The following is a 15925-nucleotide window of genomic DNA, read 5'->3' on the forward strand; positions in this document are numbered from 1 at the left end:
CATCCGCAAAGCATTGATTAGCTTAAATGATAACTAAAGTTTGCCTCCTCAATTCTTTAATAATGATAAAGGCAATCACTCCTAAGAGTTGAATAAAAAAATTGGAATATGTTTCCGCTTTTATTCTATAAAATGGTATGGTAATATATGCGTGTAACACTTTCGTAACAATTACATAATATTTCGAAACAATATCGTAATTGTTAATTTTCAACTTCTAAGGAGGAACTTAAATGAAAAAATTTAGATTAATCTCAGCAGTTTCCGTTGCAGTATTATCCATGTCTGTGCAGGCTATGGCTATGCCACTAAGCGCAAATGCTTCCACCTCTTTACAATGCGCAAGTAATACAAGTATCAGAAATTGTATTACTCAAACTAATGACAAGAATGGCAGCACAAGTAAAAATTGTCTGAATTCCCTGGATATTGATAGCATTGTAAAGAACTTAAACTGCTCCAACACAAAAGGCTCTTACACAGTTCCAAATTTTAATTGCGACTTAAATGGTGGTTCCGTGGATAGCGCATCTAAAACATCCTGTAGTAAGGGTTCCGCTGTTAAGGCAGCCACTGTTAAGGGCTCCACAAAAAAAGTAACAGCGAAAAAAGTTACAGCAAAAAAGGCTACCGCTAAAAAAGTCGCTGCTGTAAATAAGAGCTGTGTTAAAAAGAGCTGTGTTGACAATAGCTGTGCTGACAAGAGTTGTGCTGACAAAAGCTGTGCTGGCAATAGCTGTGCTGATAAGAGTACCGCTAATACCTGCAACAACGGCTCTTGCAATAACACTTCCATAGATAAGGGCACTGCTAACAACACCCCCGTAGATAAGGGCACTGCTGATAAAGGTACCAACAACAACGTTCCCGTTGATACAGGCTCCGCTGATAAAGGTTCAGTAACGACCAATGATACTTCTGCTTCTATCTCTGCTTACGCACAGAAAGTTGTTGACTTGGTAAATGAAGAAAGAGCAAAACAGGGTATTAGCCCATTATCCGTAGATACAAAAGTTATGGCAGCAGCTCAGGTTAGAGCAAAAGAGATTCAGTCCAGTTTTTCTCACACAAGACCTGACGGCAGAAGCTGTTTCACAGCCCTTGATGAAGCGGGTGCATCTTATCGTGGTGCTGGAGAAAACATTGCCCTTGGACAAAAAACTCCCGAACAGGTTGTAAACGATTGGATGAACTCCGAAGGACATAGAAAAAATATTTTAAACTCCAACTTTAAGTATATCGGTGTTGGTGTTGATAACACAGCTTGGACACAGTTGTTCACATATTAATAAACCAAATCATAAAAGTGTGCCTTCATAGGTACACTTTTTTAAATGCAGAAATGACAACGTACTTTAAAAATGATAACCTCTCCTCTCCCTTCCACTTACATAATTCCCTAATGATTTTTTGTACCTCTTCCCATGAAACATAGTGTATTATCTTCCATCGGCGTAAAAAAGGTGTACCCTCAACAGGGTACACCTAATTATTTCTTTTCTTTATTATTACAATTGCTACAATTACCTGAACAGCCACTACAGCCGCCCTTTTTATTCATATTACGAATGGCCAGAATGAAAGAAACGGCAATACAACCTAAAATAATGTAATCAAATATACCCATGGCTTTAACCCCTTACACAAATAACTGTAATAATTGGTATACCCCAAAAGCAACAATCCATGCCACCACACACTGTAGCAATGCGATACCAGCGGCCAAAAGCCCTGAGTTTAACTCTCTTTTCACCGCCGCAATAGCTGCCACACAAGGCGTATAAAGTAATGTAAAGACTAGAAAGCTAATAGCAGAAATTGGTGTAAATAAAGATGCCAGTGCACTATCTAACTGGGCTACCGTTGTTCCCAACAACACACTCATGGTGCTGACAACTGCCTCTTTTGCAGTAAAGCCAGTAATCAAAGCCGTGGGGATTCTCCAATCTGTAAAACCCAAGGGAACGAACAATGGAGCCAAAACCCGTCCTACCATAGCCAACAAACTATCTGCACTATCTGTTACGATGTTTAAATGACTGTCAAAGCTTTGCAGGAACCAAATAATAATGGTGGCAACAAAAATAACGGTAAATGCCCTTTGTAAGAAATCCTTCGCCTTATCCCACATCAATAGGAACACACTTTTCACAGAAGGAAAGCGATAGTTAGGAAGTTCCATTACAAAAGGAATTGGCTTTCCATCGAAAACCGTTCTCCCAAATAATAGGGCAACCAGAATCCCAGTGACAATCCCCGCTACATACAAACCAATCATAACCAAAGCAGCATACTCAGAAAAAAATGCCGCCGCAAAAACAGCGTAGATGGGTATTTTTGCAGAACAACTCATAAAGGGCGTGAGCATAATGGTCATTTTTCTATCCCTTTCCGATGAAAGGGTTCTCGTTGCCATAACTGCAGGCACTGTACAGCCAAAACCAATTAAAAGAGGAACAATGCTTCGCCCAGAAAGGCCAATTTTTCTAAGAAGCTTGTCCATCACAAAGGCAACTCTGGCCATATATCCTGTATCTTCTAAAATAGACAGGAAGAAAAACAATACAACGATAATAGGCAAGAAGCTTAAAACGCTACCCACGCCCGCAAAGATACCTTCAATTACCAAGCTATGTACTACGGGGTTAATTCCGTATGCGGTAAGACCATTGTCAACCCAAGCAGTAACTCCATCAATGAATACGGATAAAGCATCACTTAAAACCGCTCCAAATACGTTAAATGTAAGGAAAAATATGGTGAACATAATTCCAATAAAAATGGGAATAGCCAAATGTTTATGGGTTAACAGGCTGTCTATTCGAACGCTACGAATATGCTCTTTGCTCTCTTGGCATTTTATCACCGTTGAGGCACAAACACTTTCGATAAAGTCATAACGCATATCTGCCAAAGCTGCATTTCGATCCATGGAAAGTTCCGTCTCCATTTCAATAATACTATGCTCAATTAACTCCAACTCATTTTGGCTTAGGCTCAACCTTTGAATAATATCCTCGTCATTTTCAATTACTTTGGTGGCACTAAAACGCAAAGGAAGCCCTGCGTTCTCCGCATGGTCTTCAAGCTGATGACAAACAGAATGAATACATCGATGCACAGGCCCTTGAGGGCAGAAGTCCAAACGCTCAGGCATATTTTTCTGCTTTGTTTCCTTTATCGCACAGTTAAGCAGTTCATCAATGCCCTCATTTTTTACGGCACTTATGGGAATGACAGGGATACCTAGTACTTCAGACATCTTTTCCACATTTATCGTGCCACCGTTATTGCGAACCTCATCCATCATATTTAATGCCAAAACCATGGGAATTCTCATTTCCATTAGCTGCAAAGTTAAGTACAAATTTCTTTCAATATTCGTAGCGTCTACAATATTTATAATCCCATCGGGCTTTTCATTTAGTATAAAGTCTCGGGTCACGATTTCTTCGCTTGTATAGGGGCGGATGGAATAAATCCCCGGCAAGTCCACAACCTTACAATCCTTATGCCCTCTGATTTCGCCAATTTTCTGATCCACTGTTACACCAGGGAAGTTACCCACGTGCTGATTGGAACCGGTCAACTGATTAAACAGCGTTGTCTTCCCACAATTCTGATTTCCGGCTAAAGCAAATATCATTTTTTTGTCCCCTCAATCACATGAATATTCTGTGCATCTTCAATGCGGATGGTAAGGGTATACCCTCTTAAACGCAACTCTATAGGATCGCCCATAGGTGCAACTTTTGTCACTGTTACCTTTGTTTTGGGGATCAACCCCATATCTAAAAGACGATAGCGTAATACGCCCTCGCCACCAACCTTCGTAATTACTGCTTCTTTGCCAATGGGCAATTCATTTAACGTCATAATCATCCCTCTATCCCAATAATTAACTAGGACTAACTACTAATTCTTGTGAAAGTATAGCATAGGCCACCTTTCATGTCAATTCAGTTTATCCCTGTAATTAAAAGGAATGATTGCCTTTTTTCTTTCGAACACACACTATGTATTTTTGTATAAAATAAAGAAGTAAACCGATGAACTTTGGATACAAAGGAGTATAGGCTTAAACCTCAAGTATGAACTATAATTTACAACCCCATTTCTTTTTTGAAAGATTATTCTTCTTGATTCCCCTGCATCTCCTGCATTTCCTTCATAAGTCCTTCATTTACCCCGTGGGGATTACCCATACAAAAAAATCTACTTCTTTCACAGCCTACCTACTCTATTTTCTCCAAAAGGGAACAGAAACTATGTTCCTGATAACCCACAGTCTCCTTCATTAGCTCTTGAATGGTTCTTCCCTCTTGGCGCAACTCATCTAAAGTAACATCTACCACCAAATTATTTTCTTTTAGAATAATGACCCGATCCACAAAATTCTCAATTTCACTGATCTCATGGGTGGTAATAAAAATCGTTTCCTCCCCCGTTAGTGTCCCTGCCAGAGCCTGCATAAAGTCTTGACGCGTAAACATATCTTTTCCCACAAAAGGTTCATCCATGATAATGTATGGGGTACGCTTTGCCATACCTGCGGCTACCTCCACCTTAGCCTTTTGCCCTTTAGACATTTTTTTAATTGGTCGTTCCTGTAACTGAAAAAATTCCAAAAGCATGTCAAAGTAAGGTCTGTCAAAGGACGGAAAAAAATCCTGCAAAAAGTCACCGTATTCCTTGGGCTTTAAATCATTAAAGTATGTTCCCCCTTCACTGATAAATGCAATTTTTCCTGCCAGCTCTAGAGGGGCTTTCCCATCTATTAAAACCTGCAAATTCCCATCCGGCGCCAAAAGCCCTGCAATTAGTTTTAAAAGTGTAGTCTTTCCTGCACCATTTGCACCTAATATAGCCACAATCTGCCCCTTTGGAACAGAAAAAGTTAAATCTTCTAAAACCGTTGCGTAATTTGGATAGGTAAAATATAACTTCTCTATCTGAACCATATATTTTCCACCTTTCCGTTGATTGGTAAAATATTGCTGATTTGTCTTTGCCTTTGAACAATGATATCACCAACATAGTAATTAGGCATAGATTCTTCCAGATAAGGCGCATTTACAGCGATATTATGTGGCGAAAAAAGTTTATATAGATCCTCCGCGTAATCTGTTTGTATTTTCCCCTTGTACAAAACTTTACCCGTATCCCCATTCATCACGCTAAGATGCACCTGATAACCATAATAATAAGGAACGTTCAGCTCCTCATCATGCACCATGGATACATCTAAAATCAAATTATTTCTGCATACCATAAGTAATTTTCCGCTGTCCTGACCATCATAATTCAGCCTCTTTAAGCCCTTTTCATCCACTTGGTACAACCCAAAAATGGTGCCTTCCCAAATCTCAGTGCCCTCTTGCTCAAAAACCTGATACATTCTAAAGTAGATAGACACGTCTTTTCCATCCCATGCAACCACATCCGCCTCTACTTCACTTATTTTGCTTCCATGCTCCTGTGAAACCAATTCCCTTACGATCAATTTGCCTTCAGTATCATAAATTTCAAAAAATACTCTTTCCCCTTCAACTCTAAATATTCCAAGAGAAGACTCACCAACGGCAAACATACCAAGAACCCGATTGTCCTCATCCACAGGGAAAGTGCAAAGTATGTCTGCATCCCCATATTCTCTCTGCTCATATAACCCTTTTTCACTATACTCTTCTTGATGAACCTGCAGCCCTTCTTCTTTGATACGAAAAAGGGATGTTTCCCCTTGGCATTCTCTGTTGGGAATGGCAATGCAATAATATGTATCTCCAAGCTTTATTGAAGATGCTTCCACCTGCATATCATTATAGGAAAAGTAACTCTGAAAAAAATAACTATCTGTCTCTTCATAATCGCCTCTGGTGTAGTAATACTCCTCCTCCTGCAAGGTCATTCCCGTACGAACTCTTGCATGACCGTTACCGCTTCGTCCCCACATATCTAAATAAATATCAACTTTATCTGCGATTACCGTTTCCCCACCGCTAAATTCTTCATTTCTAAAGTTTTCATTCCTTAAAACCTCTTCATGTATTACATCTGTATGCTGTAGTGTTGCATCCTTAGACGGTGCAGAGTCTACGGAGACTAACGGCCTTTTCAGAAAGTCCTGATTGTAATAGTCATAGTTATATTTCTTTAACCCCCTTATCCCTTCTCTTTCAGCAAAAAGAATGGTGTTGATCTGCTCTGTTCCAAAAGGGTAGTGTTTCGTAGAAAGCTGTCCCTCATCTAATTGAAATATAAAGCCGTGACTTCCATCCCCTGTGACACCCTCCACAGGAAAAAGTTCTAAATACTCCCTTTGCCCCTCGATATCTTTTAAGTAAAAAATACCATTATCTTTTAATCGGGACATTGTGCCCATAAACCCTGCAAAAATCAAGATGGACACGGCCATAATCCAAACTATTTTATTTTTCATATCCATCCCTCCTTATATATCTTTTCTGCGTTTTAATTTATGTACTGCAGTAAATAGCAAAGCCCCTCCAATGATTAGTGCTGCTGCCGTTCCCGATAAACCTTGCAGGACCACACCTTGACTGATGTAATTATAGTTATTTTGAAAAGTAAGCCATGCCCCATAAAATGCTACAACAAATCCCCCCAACACAGCTAAAAACAATACTACCCGAAGGGAAATATAATCATTATAAAGTCCTGCAAAAACTACGGCAACCGTGGACAGAAGCATGCCACTTAATACTGCAAAAGCTTGTATAGAAAAAGCTGGAAAGCAGGTGGACAAAAAAACGCTTCTTTGAAATGCTAAGAAGAATCCGTTGGTTATAGTCGTATCTAAATCCCTTATGGTTACCTCCTCAGAGATATACAAAACTGCCTCAGATGCTGCTTTTTCATACATACTGGTTATGGGAAAATACAGTATAATCATGGCTACGAGCCAAACTGCAAAGTAAAGCATGACAGCGGTGGCAGCTGATAAAAGAAAAGCCATGAATACCTCACTTCTTCTCATAGGCAAGGTAAATATAGAATACATCCCCTTCCCATTGGTGTAAAAACCATTTATCTGAATAAAAATTGAGATAAATATTGTTGCCAAGCCAAGTAAAAAAACAAACCCAGCACCACTGTAGTCTACAACCAAATCGTATGTTCGAAATTCAATGGCGATGTGGTGATATTTGTCTTTATTATCTAAATTCCCAACAAAAATCAAGACTGTTGAAATAGCTAAAGAAATCCATAATATATATCGCTCATACTTATGAAAAAACCAGCCAAACAAATAATTGCTTAGCTTTAATGTATTTTTCATTCTTCCGCCCCCTTTTCCCATTCCTGCTGAAGCAAAATCATCACCTCATCAAGGGATAAATTATTTTCTTTTACACGCCTTACAAACTCCGCAACAATATCTGCCGTCATTTCCCGTTGTATATCCAATAGCAAATCATCGTCAAAATATAAAATGCTGACCGTATTTTTCGGAGTTAATACCAGTCCCGCTTCCTCCATGGCCCGAAAGGCCCTTTGTGCCGTGTTAGGGTTTATTTTTAACTGTGTCGCCAGCTCTCGTCTAGAAGGCAAAGGATCCCCTTTCTTTGCCTTACCTAAAAATATCTGCCTTTTCACAAATTCATTTATTTGGGTATAAACTGGTTCCACTGTGTTTAGATCCAGTTGCGTAAAATCTAACATGCCATTTTCCTCCTTAAGCGTATCACAGTATCACATCTGTAGTACACTTTATAAGTGTATTATATAGATAATACACTTATGTGTCAATAATAGAATTCTTTTGTGGAAAATTAATTTGATGATAAAAAATCCTAAGGGCATATTGAAATAAGCATAAGCCCGAGTTTTAGCAAAAAAGCCTTACAGCTAAAGGAAAAACCTCCCTACCAGCAAATGGGTGGTTTCGCCAAGCTAAAACAGCAATAAAAAAACCTTCATGGAAGCCATGAAGGTTTTACGATTATTCAACTGTAACAGATTTGGCTAAGTTTCTTGGTTTATCAACATCACAGCCTCTTTCTACCGCAGTGTAGTATGCAAATAACTGCATGGGCAGCACATTGTAAGAGCTTGTGAAAATATCTGCTGATTTTGGCAGATAGATGACTTCATCTGCAACTTCTTCCATGGCAAGGTTACCCTCGGTTGCAATGGCAATCACATTAGCACCTCTTGCCTTTACCTCTTTTACGTTGCTTACCAGCTTTTCGAACAACCTTTCTTGGGTTGCAATGGCAATGACCAAGGTTCCCTCTTCGATCAAAGAAATGGTACCATGTTTTAACTCCCCTGCCGCATACGCTTCGCTATGAATATAAGAAATCTCTTTCAACTTCAAAGAGGATTCCATGGCTGCAGCATAGTCCAACCCACGGCCAATAATAAAAGCGTTCTCGCTCTGGGCATACTTTTTAGCAAGATTTTCCATCTGCCCATCTAATTTTAAAATTTCCTCTGTTTTTTCAGGCAGCATATGCAGTTCTTTTAAATATTCCCGCAAGCTTTCTTCCCCAATGGTACCACGAACCTTTGCGAAGTGGAGTGCAACCAAATATAGCATAGAAAGCTGGGTTGTGTAACCCTTTGTGGTTGCAACGGCAATTTCAGGCCCTGCCCATGTGTAAAGAACATCATCGCTTTCTCTAGCAATGGAACTGCCTACCACATTGACAATGGAAAGCACCTTTACACCCTGCTTTTTCGCTTCTCTTAAAGCTGCCAAAGTATCTGCCGTTTCACCAGACTGGCTGATGATGACACACAGGTCATTCTTGTGCAAAATAGGGTTACGATAACGGAATTCCGATGCAATATCTACCTCAACGGGAATTCTGCTTACTTCCTCCATGACATATCTGCCTACAATGCCTGCATGCCATGCACTACCGCAAGCAACAATGTGGATACGATTAAAATGCTTGATTTCTTCTTCTGTTAGAGAAAGGTCCTCCAAAGCAATTCCCTGCTCTACCATTCTTGGGAACAGCGTCTTTCTTAATGCTTCAGGCTGCTCCATGATTTCTTTCATCATGAAATAGTCGTAACCACCTTTTTCCGCCGCATCAATATCCCATGTTACATGGAAAACATCTTTGTGAATCTGATTTCCGTCCAAATCATACAGGGTAACCCCGTCTTTGGTTAGGAATACGATTTCATTATCATTCAATAAATAATAGTCTCTGGTATATTCCAACAAAGCTGGAATATCAGAAGCAATATAATTACCTTCTTGGCTTAAGCCCACCAAAAGGGGACTATCCTTACGCACGGCAATCAAACGATCGGGGTGGTCGTTACACATAATGCCCAAAGCATATGCACCACGAAGCCTCCCAATTATTTTTCTTAATGTGCCTACGGGGTCACCATCATAATAAAAATCGAATAATTGGGCAACGACTTCTGTATCTGTTTCAGATACAAAGTGATAGCCCTTGTCTAGTAAGAAATCCTTGATTTCCATATAGTTTTCAATAATTCCGTTGTGAACAACAGAAACTTTTCCACTCTGGCTATTGTGAGGGTGGCTATTTCTGTCGCTGGGGGCACCATGGGTTGCCCATCTTGTGTGCCCAATGCCCATATGGGAAGATACACTACCTTCACCTTGAATTTTATCCGACAAATTTGCCAGTCTGCCTTTTGCTTTAATTGTACGAATTCCATCCTTATAAACTGAAATTCCCGCTGAATCATATCCACGGTACTCCAACTTGGCAAGACCGTTTAACAAAACGGGTACTGCCTCCTCGTTACCAATATATCCAACAATTCCACACATAATTTAAGTTCTCCTTCACTCTTTTATTCGTCCGTTGCCTTTCCCTTTGTGGGAAGAATTCACTTCTTCCATTTGTAGAAAGACCTGCGACCCTGAACGAATGGGCGAGAAGCATCCGCCGAAATTTCGATCACTTCTACCTCGTCAACCGCCCTATCTGCGGTTCTGGCGCTTTTAACAAACATACCATCCTTTCTTCCATATTAACCGATAGGAAGCCTACGATTTGCCCTGTCATTTTCCCTCGGACAATGTCGTTTTGATAGTATATCATCTTTTTACGAAAGGGTAAAGAGTTTCTCTTTATTATAATTATGTGTAAAAATGAAAGAATTGCAAAAAATTTATAAATATGAAAGACTTTTGTTACGATTCGTTTATAATATAGGACTATACTAAATATAAAAGAATAATGACACTAGCCTTAAAGGAGGACTTTATATGAAAAAAATCTTACTTTGTATAATGACTGGTCTGTTGCTAATCGGAACTACAGCTTGTAGTGAAAAAACCACCAAACCCCAGCCCCCGCAGCCCCAAACTGCAGGAGCATTGCCCCAAGACATGGCCCCTATGACGGAGCCTATTGATTCTTTGGTTCGCTGTATGTTAGAAGACAATAAAGCATATGACCCCACGGATCCAGCGTTCTTTTGGACTGGGCTATACTATTTCTTAGGGGAATATGGCTCTTTAAACCCTCTTGTTACAGAAACAGAGGATGGCAAGTTAAAGGTTCCTAGAAAAGTTGCCCAAGAATATGCCATCGCCCTTTTTGCCAACTACGAGGATTTATTACCTCTGCCAGAAGGCCTTTCCGCTTCTATTACATACGATGAAGATTTGGAAGCATATCTATTAGGCCAAGGGGATCGTGGTCTTACTGAAACCCTCTTATCCGATTATGAGGAAACAGAAAATACATATTCCGTGACAGCAAAGCTTGTTTCCACCATGGAAGATAAAGAGGTTTTGGGGGAATGGGTCGTTAAGATGCAAAAAAATGCGTTCGCCGATAGCATCGAAGAACCCAAATATTTTTATAGTATAACCAGCGTAACCCCAGTAAACGGCATGGTTCTGCCCCCCCAAAGTGTTTCCGCTGTTTACAACGGTTTGTCCGATAACCACACTGTAGAGGTAACTTTAGAGGATGGTACCATTCAAGCCTTTCAGTTTTATGACTCAACCGTTTCTGAAAAGCTGCATTCTTTAAACGAGGGTGATGCATTTAGCTTCCTTTATTTTACCGATGATAAGACAGGAGCCTTAACCATACTTGAAGTTGACTAAGCCAAACATAACCTCCACCTTTTTTGGTGGAGGCTTTCTTTTTTATGGAAGGTGTCTGCTATGTAGGGTTCTTTTATATCGTTCTCTTTTCTTGCACAACCACGCTCTATATGGTAAATTATAGAAGGAAATTTAGCGATAGAAAGGAGAAAAACATGAATTTAACTTTTCGATATGCAACCAAAGGGGATGTCCCTCTCATATTGCAATTTATAAAAGAATTAGCGGACTATGAAAAAATGCTAGATGAGGTCATTGCCACGGAAGAACTCCTTGAGGAATGGATTTTTGAACAAAAAAAAGCAGAAGTGATTTTTCCTATGCTAGAAGGAAAAGAAATCGGCTTTGCCCTATTCTTTCATAATTTTTCAACCTTCTTAGGTAGATCTGGCATATACCTTGAAGATTTATATATCAAACAAGAATACAGAGGTAGAGGCTATGGCAAAATGCTTTTAAAAGAGTTGGCAAAAATCGCAGTGGAACGCAAATGTGGTCGATTAGAGTGGTGGTGTCTGGATTGGAACCAACCCAGCATTGACTTTTACTTATCCATAGGTGCCGAGCCTATGAAGGATTGGACCGTTTACCGCCTTGCGGGAGAAACTTTGGAAAGCTTAGCCCTGAAATAAAAAAATTACCACGAGAGACTTATTTCTTATGAATTAAACAACACCCAAATGATATGCTTTACGTATGCCCTTTTGGTTTACACTGTTTCCAGAAGCTTGGGTTTGAATCTTCCCCAGAGTGGACGTAGTAAAATACCCAAGGTTTCCAGAAATATTGTGTCACAAAAAAAGCTCCTATAGTATCCTAGGAGCTTTTGTATTTAAAAGAAAAAAGCTATTTATTTTAAGTTATTTTGAAATATTTTTTCTGCCATAGAAATTCCATCTACAGCCGCAGACACAATACCCCCTGCGTAGCCTGCACCCTCTCCCGTAGGGTAAAGGCCAACTGCCCATGGACTTACCCCGTTTTCGTCACGCAAAATTCGTATGGGGGATGAGCTTCTGCTTTCAACTGCCGTCAACATGGCATCGTCTCTGTCAAACCCTCGCAGTTTCTTGCCCATTGCAGGTATGGCCTCAACCATGGCTTCAGTCATAAAAGATGGAAAAATCTCATCCATTTCAACCTCTTTTGTTTTAGGAAGGTATGTTGGGCAAACCTTAGCGCTTTCCTTAGAAGTCTTTAAAAAAGATCCAACACTTTGTATGGGCGCAGTGTAATTACCACCACCCACTTCAAAAGCTTTCTCTTCTAACCTTCGTTGAAAGTACATCCCCTCCAAAGGATGGTCCGAACCAAAATCCTCGGGGAATACTTGCACCAACAAAGCAGAGTTTGCATTTTCTCCATCACGAGCGTGCTGGCTCATTCCATTTACTGTCAAGCGACCTTCTTCTGAAGCCGCCGCCACCACATAACCACCGGGACACATACAAAATGTATAAACGCCCCTACCCTTTTGGGTGGTATGTGTCAAGCGATAATCTGCTGGGGGTAATTTCTCCGCCGCCTCACCATACTGGGCAAAATCTATCATTTTCTGGGGATGCTCAATACGTACACCCATGGCAAACGGTTTCTGTTCCATAGAAACACCATTTTTATATAACATTTCAAAGGTATCCCTTGCACTATGTCCAATGGCCAAAACAACATCATTGGTTTGAATCCCCTCGCCATCAGCAAGGATAACCCCTTGAACCCTTCCATTTTTCACTTCAATATCCGTGACCTTTGCAAAAAAGCGAACTTCACCTCCAAGGGAAATAATCTTTTCTCGTATTCTTTGCACAACCCCCTGTAACAAATCCGTTCCAATATGGGGCTTTGCATCATATAAAATCTCCTCGGGGGCACCAGCCTCTACTAAAGCCTCTAATACCTTACGGCAACGGGGGTCCTTAATTCGTGTGGTCAGCTTACCGTCAGAAAAGGTTCCTGCGCCACCTTCTCCAAACTGAACATTATTTTCCGTATCCAGCTTACCTTCCTTCCAAAAAAGGTCAACGGCCTTTTTGCGGCTTTCCACATCTCCCCCACGCTCTAAGACTATAGGCTTCAGGCCCATTTCAGCCAACAGCAATGCAGCAAACATCCCCCCAGGGCCAAAGCCAACCACAATAGGGCGATGGGCACATTCAGCCTGTCCATGGGGAAATGTATATGAATAGTCTGGCGATGGAGAAACGTTCTTTCCTTTCGCCTTAGATAATATCTTTTTTTCTTCGCCAACTTCAACATCCACCACATAAACATAGTGGATTTGATCTTTTTTTCTGGCGTCTAGAGAACGGCGGAAAATTTTCACTTTTAATATCGCTTCCATAGGAACTGCCAACGCTTTCGCAGCTTTCTTTTTTAGCTGCTCCTCCGTACCGTGTATCGGCAGTTTTAAATCTGTAATTCTAATCATTTTTCATCCTGCCCTTCTTCATAAAACACCTCTTTTAACGCTAGTCCTTTTGATGGAGCAGTAAATCCTGCTTGTTCTCTATCCAAAGCCCCTAAAACAGCCTTCATTTCTTTGGGGTCTTTCTTCCCCTCACCAACCTCAATAAGGGTTCCCGTTAAAATCCGAATCATCTGGTACAAAAATCCATTGCCATGATAGGAGATAGTTATTTTATCATCCTCACAGTGAAACTGAATCTTATAAATTTTACGCACTGTGGATTTTTTCATACGCTTATTGGCACAAAAGCTCTTAAAATCATGCTCGCCCATCAACACTTTTGACGCCTCCTGCATTTTTGTCACATTTAAAGGCTTTTCACACCAAAAAACATACTTTCTATGAAATACGGGAGGCTTTTTGCTGTTCCAAATGGTATACTCATAAATTTTGCCTTTGGCACTTAACCTACTGTGAAACCTTGGATGTACTACCTCCAAAGAAAGAAGCGCAATATCTTCGGGCAATTTTTCGTTGATACAATCCATCAGCTCTTCTGCCGTCCCCTTCCAGTCCATGTGGAAGTTGGCAACTTGTCCATAGGCATGGGTTCCTGCATCCGTTCGCCCTGAGCCGTAAACTTCAATAGGGCATCCTGCCAAAGCAGAAAGGATGCCCTCTAATTTTTCCTGTATCGTATTATCTGTGTTGCCCTGCTTTTGCCAGCCATTGTATCTGCCACCGTCATAAGCAAGAATCATCTTATAATTTTTCATCATAAAACCTGCTGAATTCCATTTAGTATTTTAGGAACAAACTGTTTTTTCCTTGAAACCATGCCGGGAAGGAAAATCCAGCTATCTTCTTCTATTGTGCCACAAAAGGATGCTTCTACTACTTCTTTTGCTTTTTCACCCACAAAAACCAACTCTGATGACTCCATTATAATATTGGTTAATAGGAAGAATAAAATATCACAACTTCCCTCGATGGATTCCATATAAGCCGCAATTTTAGGTCGAAGCTGTGCTAACTCATCCTGATCTAGAGAGGAAATTTGGCCAACGCCAAAGCTTAAGCCGCTACCACTGAATTTTTTGAAATCTTGATAGAAAATTTCTTCAGGGGCTTTATTTCCTAAACAGCTTCCAGCACGGAACATTTTTTCCGCATACTCCTGTATTTCAATTCCTGCAATCTTGGATAAAGCCTCTGCTGCAACCTGATCCTTTTCTGTGCAAGTAGGGGAACGGAACATTAACGTATCGGATAATATGGCGGAACACAATAATCCAGCAATTTCAGGCTTAATCTCCACACCATTTTCCTGATACATGCTGTAAATAATAGTAGCTGTACAGCCAACAGGCTGATTACGGAAATATACAGGCAGTGTTGTTTCTAAACTGCCCAGACGGTGATGGTCAATAATTTCAATGATTTCTGCCTCCTCAATGCCATCTACCGCTTGAGACTTTTCATTATGATCCACCATGATAATTCTCTTTTTTTCTGTGTTCAACAAAGAACGTCTGGAAAGCATGCCACAATAGTTGCCTTCGTGGTCTAAAACCGGAAAGTCTCTATGTCTAATTTTCGATAGCACCGTTTTAATATCAGCAATTAAGTCATCCTTATAGAAGGTAATTAATCCTTCTTTTCGCATAAAATACCCAACGGGTGTACTCTGGCTCATTAATCTTGCTGTCATATAAGTATCATGGGGCGTGCTAATAATTTTGCAGTTGTTTTCTACTGCCAGTTTTTGAATGGTTTTAGAGACAGGGGCACCCATACAAACAACAATGCATCCCGCATTCATTTCAATGCCACAAAGCTGACTCTCAAAACGGTTTCCAGTAATAACAATATCCCCTTCGCCAACATAAGATTCCAAAAGCTCGGGATTAGCAGCACCAATCAAAATCTTTCCCTTGGTAACAACATCATTTTCATCCCCTATAATCATCTTACCATCAATGGTTTCAAGAATATTTGTATACTTGGTCTTAGACATTGCTAAAATGTGGGTTTCATATACGTCCATATTTGCCGTTGCAATGTCTTTTACAGAAATAATTCCTTCAAGCCTACCATCCTGTACTACGGGCATGGTTGCATCCCCTAAATCACGCATGGTGTTCCAAGCTTTTTTTAATGAGAATTCCTTGCTAATGGCAGGCGTTGACTTTATGGTAACATCGCTCACCTGTGTTGCAACGTGCCCGATAAATTCGGGTATTTCCACATCAAAATATTCTAAAACAAACTTTGTTTCATTGTTTAATTCCCCAGCTCTTTTTGGTGCAAACTGTCCTTCATCTAAATGATTCTTTAATGCCGCATAGGCAATGGCAGAACAAATGGAATCCGTATCTGGGTTCTTATGTCCGATTACATAAACAGTTCTTTCTTCTTGCATTATCCAACCTCCTAAG

Annotated in this window: 12 protein-coding genes and 1 pseudogene; 3 read left to right on the top strand and 10 right to left on the bottom strand. The window is 40.3% G+C overall.

Annotation, left to right across the window (positions count from 1 at the left end; translation table 11 throughout):
• Window positions 1-233: 233 nt before the first annotated feature.
• Complete coding sequence (locus RBQ60_RS13125) at window positions 234-1289, top strand: CAP domain-containing protein (protein ID WP_307884133.1); 1056 nt, start codon at window positions 234-236, stop codon at window positions 1287-1289.
• A gap of 200 nt (window positions 1290-1489) precedes the next feature.
• On the opposite strand, the gene RBQ60_RS13130 is transcribed toward RBQ60_RS13125, so the two are convergent.
• From RBQ60_RS13130 to glmS, 7 genes and pseudogenes are all read right to left on the bottom strand, one after another.
• Entirely contained in the window at window positions 1490-1627 is a 138-nt protein-coding gene (locus RBQ60_RS13130; RefSeq protein ID WP_307884134.1) for a FeoB-associated Cys-rich membrane protein, read from the bottom strand.
• A 12-nt stretch (window positions 1628-1639) separates the two neighbouring features.
• Window positions 1640-3876: pseudogene (gene feoB, locus RBQ60_RS13135) on the bottom strand (ferrous iron transport protein B).
• A 359-nt stretch (window positions 3877-4235) separates the two neighbouring features.
• The gene (locus tag RBQ60_RS13145) at window positions 4236-4961 is read right to left on the bottom strand and encodes an ATP-binding cassette domain-containing protein (RefSeq protein WP_307884137.1); all 726 of its coding nucleotides are present in this window, start codon (window positions 4959-4961) and stop codon (window positions 4236-4238) included.
• Entirely contained in the window at window positions 4949-6439 is a 1491-nt protein-coding gene (locus tag RBQ60_RS13150) for a hypothetical protein (RefSeq protein ID WP_307884138.1), read from the bottom strand. Before RBQ60_RS13150 ends, RBQ60_RS13145 begins: the two co-directional genes overlap by 13 nt.
• Before the next feature lie 12 nt (window positions 6440-6451).
• Window positions 6452-7300: a hypothetical protein gene (locus tag RBQ60_RS13155; RefSeq protein WP_307884139.1), complete on the bottom strand. Its 849-nt coding sequence runs from the start codon at window positions 7298-7300 to the stop codon at window positions 6452-6454.
• Window positions 7297-7683, bottom strand: coding sequence for a GntR family transcriptional regulator (locus RBQ60_RS13160; RefSeq protein ID WP_307884140.1), 387 nt, complete (start codon window positions 7681-7683; stop codon window positions 7297-7299). Before RBQ60_RS13160 ends, RBQ60_RS13155 begins: the two co-directional genes overlap by 4 nt.
• Before the next feature lie 280 nt (window positions 7684-7963).
• Complete coding sequence (gene glmS / locus RBQ60_RS13165) at window positions 7964-9787, bottom strand: glutamine--fructose-6-phosphate transaminase (isomerizing) (RefSeq protein ID WP_307884141.1); 1824 nt, start codon at window positions 9785-9787, stop codon at window positions 7964-7966.
• A 441-nt stretch (window positions 9788-10228) separates the two neighbouring features.
• Here glmS and RBQ60_RS13170 point away from each other — a divergent pair, with 441 nt between their 5' ends.
• The gene (locus tag RBQ60_RS13170) at window positions 10229-11080 is read left to right on the top strand and encodes a hypothetical protein (RefSeq protein ID WP_307884142.1); all 852 of its coding nucleotides are present in this window, start codon (window positions 10229-10231) and stop codon (window positions 11078-11080) included.
• A gap of 155 nt (window positions 11081-11235) precedes the next feature.
• The gene (locus RBQ60_RS13175; protein ID WP_307884143.1) at window positions 11236-11712 is read left to right on the top strand and encodes a GNAT family N-acetyltransferase; all 477 of its coding nucleotides are present in this window, start codon (window positions 11236-11238) and stop codon (window positions 11710-11712) included.
• Window positions 11713-11930: 218 nt separating this feature from the next.
• Here RBQ60_RS13175 and RBQ60_RS13180 read toward each other — a convergent pair whose 3' ends face one another.
• From RBQ60_RS13180 to RBQ60_RS13190, 3 genes are read right to left on the bottom strand one after another with little or no spacing between them, the layout of a single operon-like run.
• Window positions 11931-13508: an NAD(P)/FAD-dependent oxidoreductase gene (locus RBQ60_RS13180; protein ID WP_307884144.1), complete on the bottom strand. Its 1578-nt coding sequence runs from the start codon at window positions 13506-13508 to the stop codon at window positions 11931-11933.
• A complete protein-coding gene (gene truA, locus RBQ60_RS13185) occupies window positions 13505-14266 on the bottom strand; it encodes a tRNA pseudouridine(38-40) synthase TruA (RefSeq protein ID WP_307884145.1) in 762 nt (253 codons plus the stop codon). The genes RBQ60_RS13180 and truA overlap by 4 nt, the downstream gene beginning before the upstream one ends.
• A complete protein-coding gene (locus tag RBQ60_RS13190) occupies window positions 14263-15909 on the bottom strand; it encodes a putative manganese-dependent inorganic diphosphatase (protein WP_307884146.1) in 1647 nt (548 codons plus the stop codon). Before RBQ60_RS13190 ends, truA begins: the two co-directional genes overlap by 4 nt.
• Window positions 15910-15925: the final 16 nt, after the last annotated feature.

The organism is Anaerotignum sp. MB30-C6, from assembly GCF_030908465.1.
Taxonomy (GTDB): domain Bacteria; phylum Bacillota; class Clostridia; order Lachnospirales; family Anaerotignaceae; genus Chakrabartyella.

What these genes read in the sequence shown, in the direction of transcription:
- RBQ60_RS13170 (WP_307884142.1), top strand. Translation starts at nt 10,229, where the DNA reads ATGAAAAAAATCTTACTTTGTATAATGACTGGTCTGTTGCTAATCGGA.
- RBQ60_RS13125 (WP_307884133.1), top strand. Translation starts at nt 234, where the DNA reads ATGAAAAAATTTAGATTAATCTCAGCAGTTTCCGTTGCAGTATTATCC.
- RBQ60_RS13175 (WP_307884143.1), top strand. Translation starts at nt 11,236, where the DNA reads ATGAATTTAACTTTTCGATATGCAACCAAAGGGGATGTCCCTCTCATA.
- glmS (WP_307884141.1), bottom strand. Translation starts at nt 9,787, where the DNA reads ATGTGTGGAATTGTTGGATATATTGGTAACGAGGAGGCAGTACCCGTT.
- RBQ60_RS13155 (WP_307884139.1), bottom strand. Translation starts at nt 7,300, where the DNA reads ATGAAAAATACATTAAAGCTAAGCAATTATTTGTTTGGCTGGTTTTTT.
- RBQ60_RS13150 (WP_307884138.1), bottom strand. Translation starts at nt 6,439, where the DNA reads ATGAAAAATAAAATAGTTTGGATTATGGCCGTGTCCATCTTGATTTTT.
- RBQ60_RS13190 (WP_307884146.1), bottom strand. Translation starts at nt 15,909, where the DNA reads ATGCAAGAAGAAAGAACTGTTTATGTAATCGGACATAAGAACCCAGAT.
- RBQ60_RS13130 (WP_307884134.1), bottom strand. Translation starts at nt 1,627, where the DNA reads ATGGGTATATTTGATTACATTATTTTAGGTTGTATTGCCGTTTCTTTC.
- RBQ60_RS13145 (WP_307884137.1), bottom strand. Translation starts at nt 4,961, where the DNA reads ATGGTTCAGATAGAGAAGTTATATTTTACCTATCCAAATTACGCAACG.
- RBQ60_RS13160 (WP_307884140.1), bottom strand. Translation starts at nt 7,683, where the DNA reads ATGTTAGATTTTACGCAACTGGATCTAAACACAGTGGAACCAGTTTAT.
- truA (WP_307884145.1), bottom strand. Translation starts at nt 14,266, where the DNA reads ATGATGAAAAATTATAAGATGATTCTTGCTTATGACGGTGGCAGATAC.
- RBQ60_RS13180 (WP_307884144.1), bottom strand. Translation starts at nt 13,508, where the DNA reads ATGATTAGAATTACAGATTTAAAACTGCCGATACACGGTACGGAGGAG.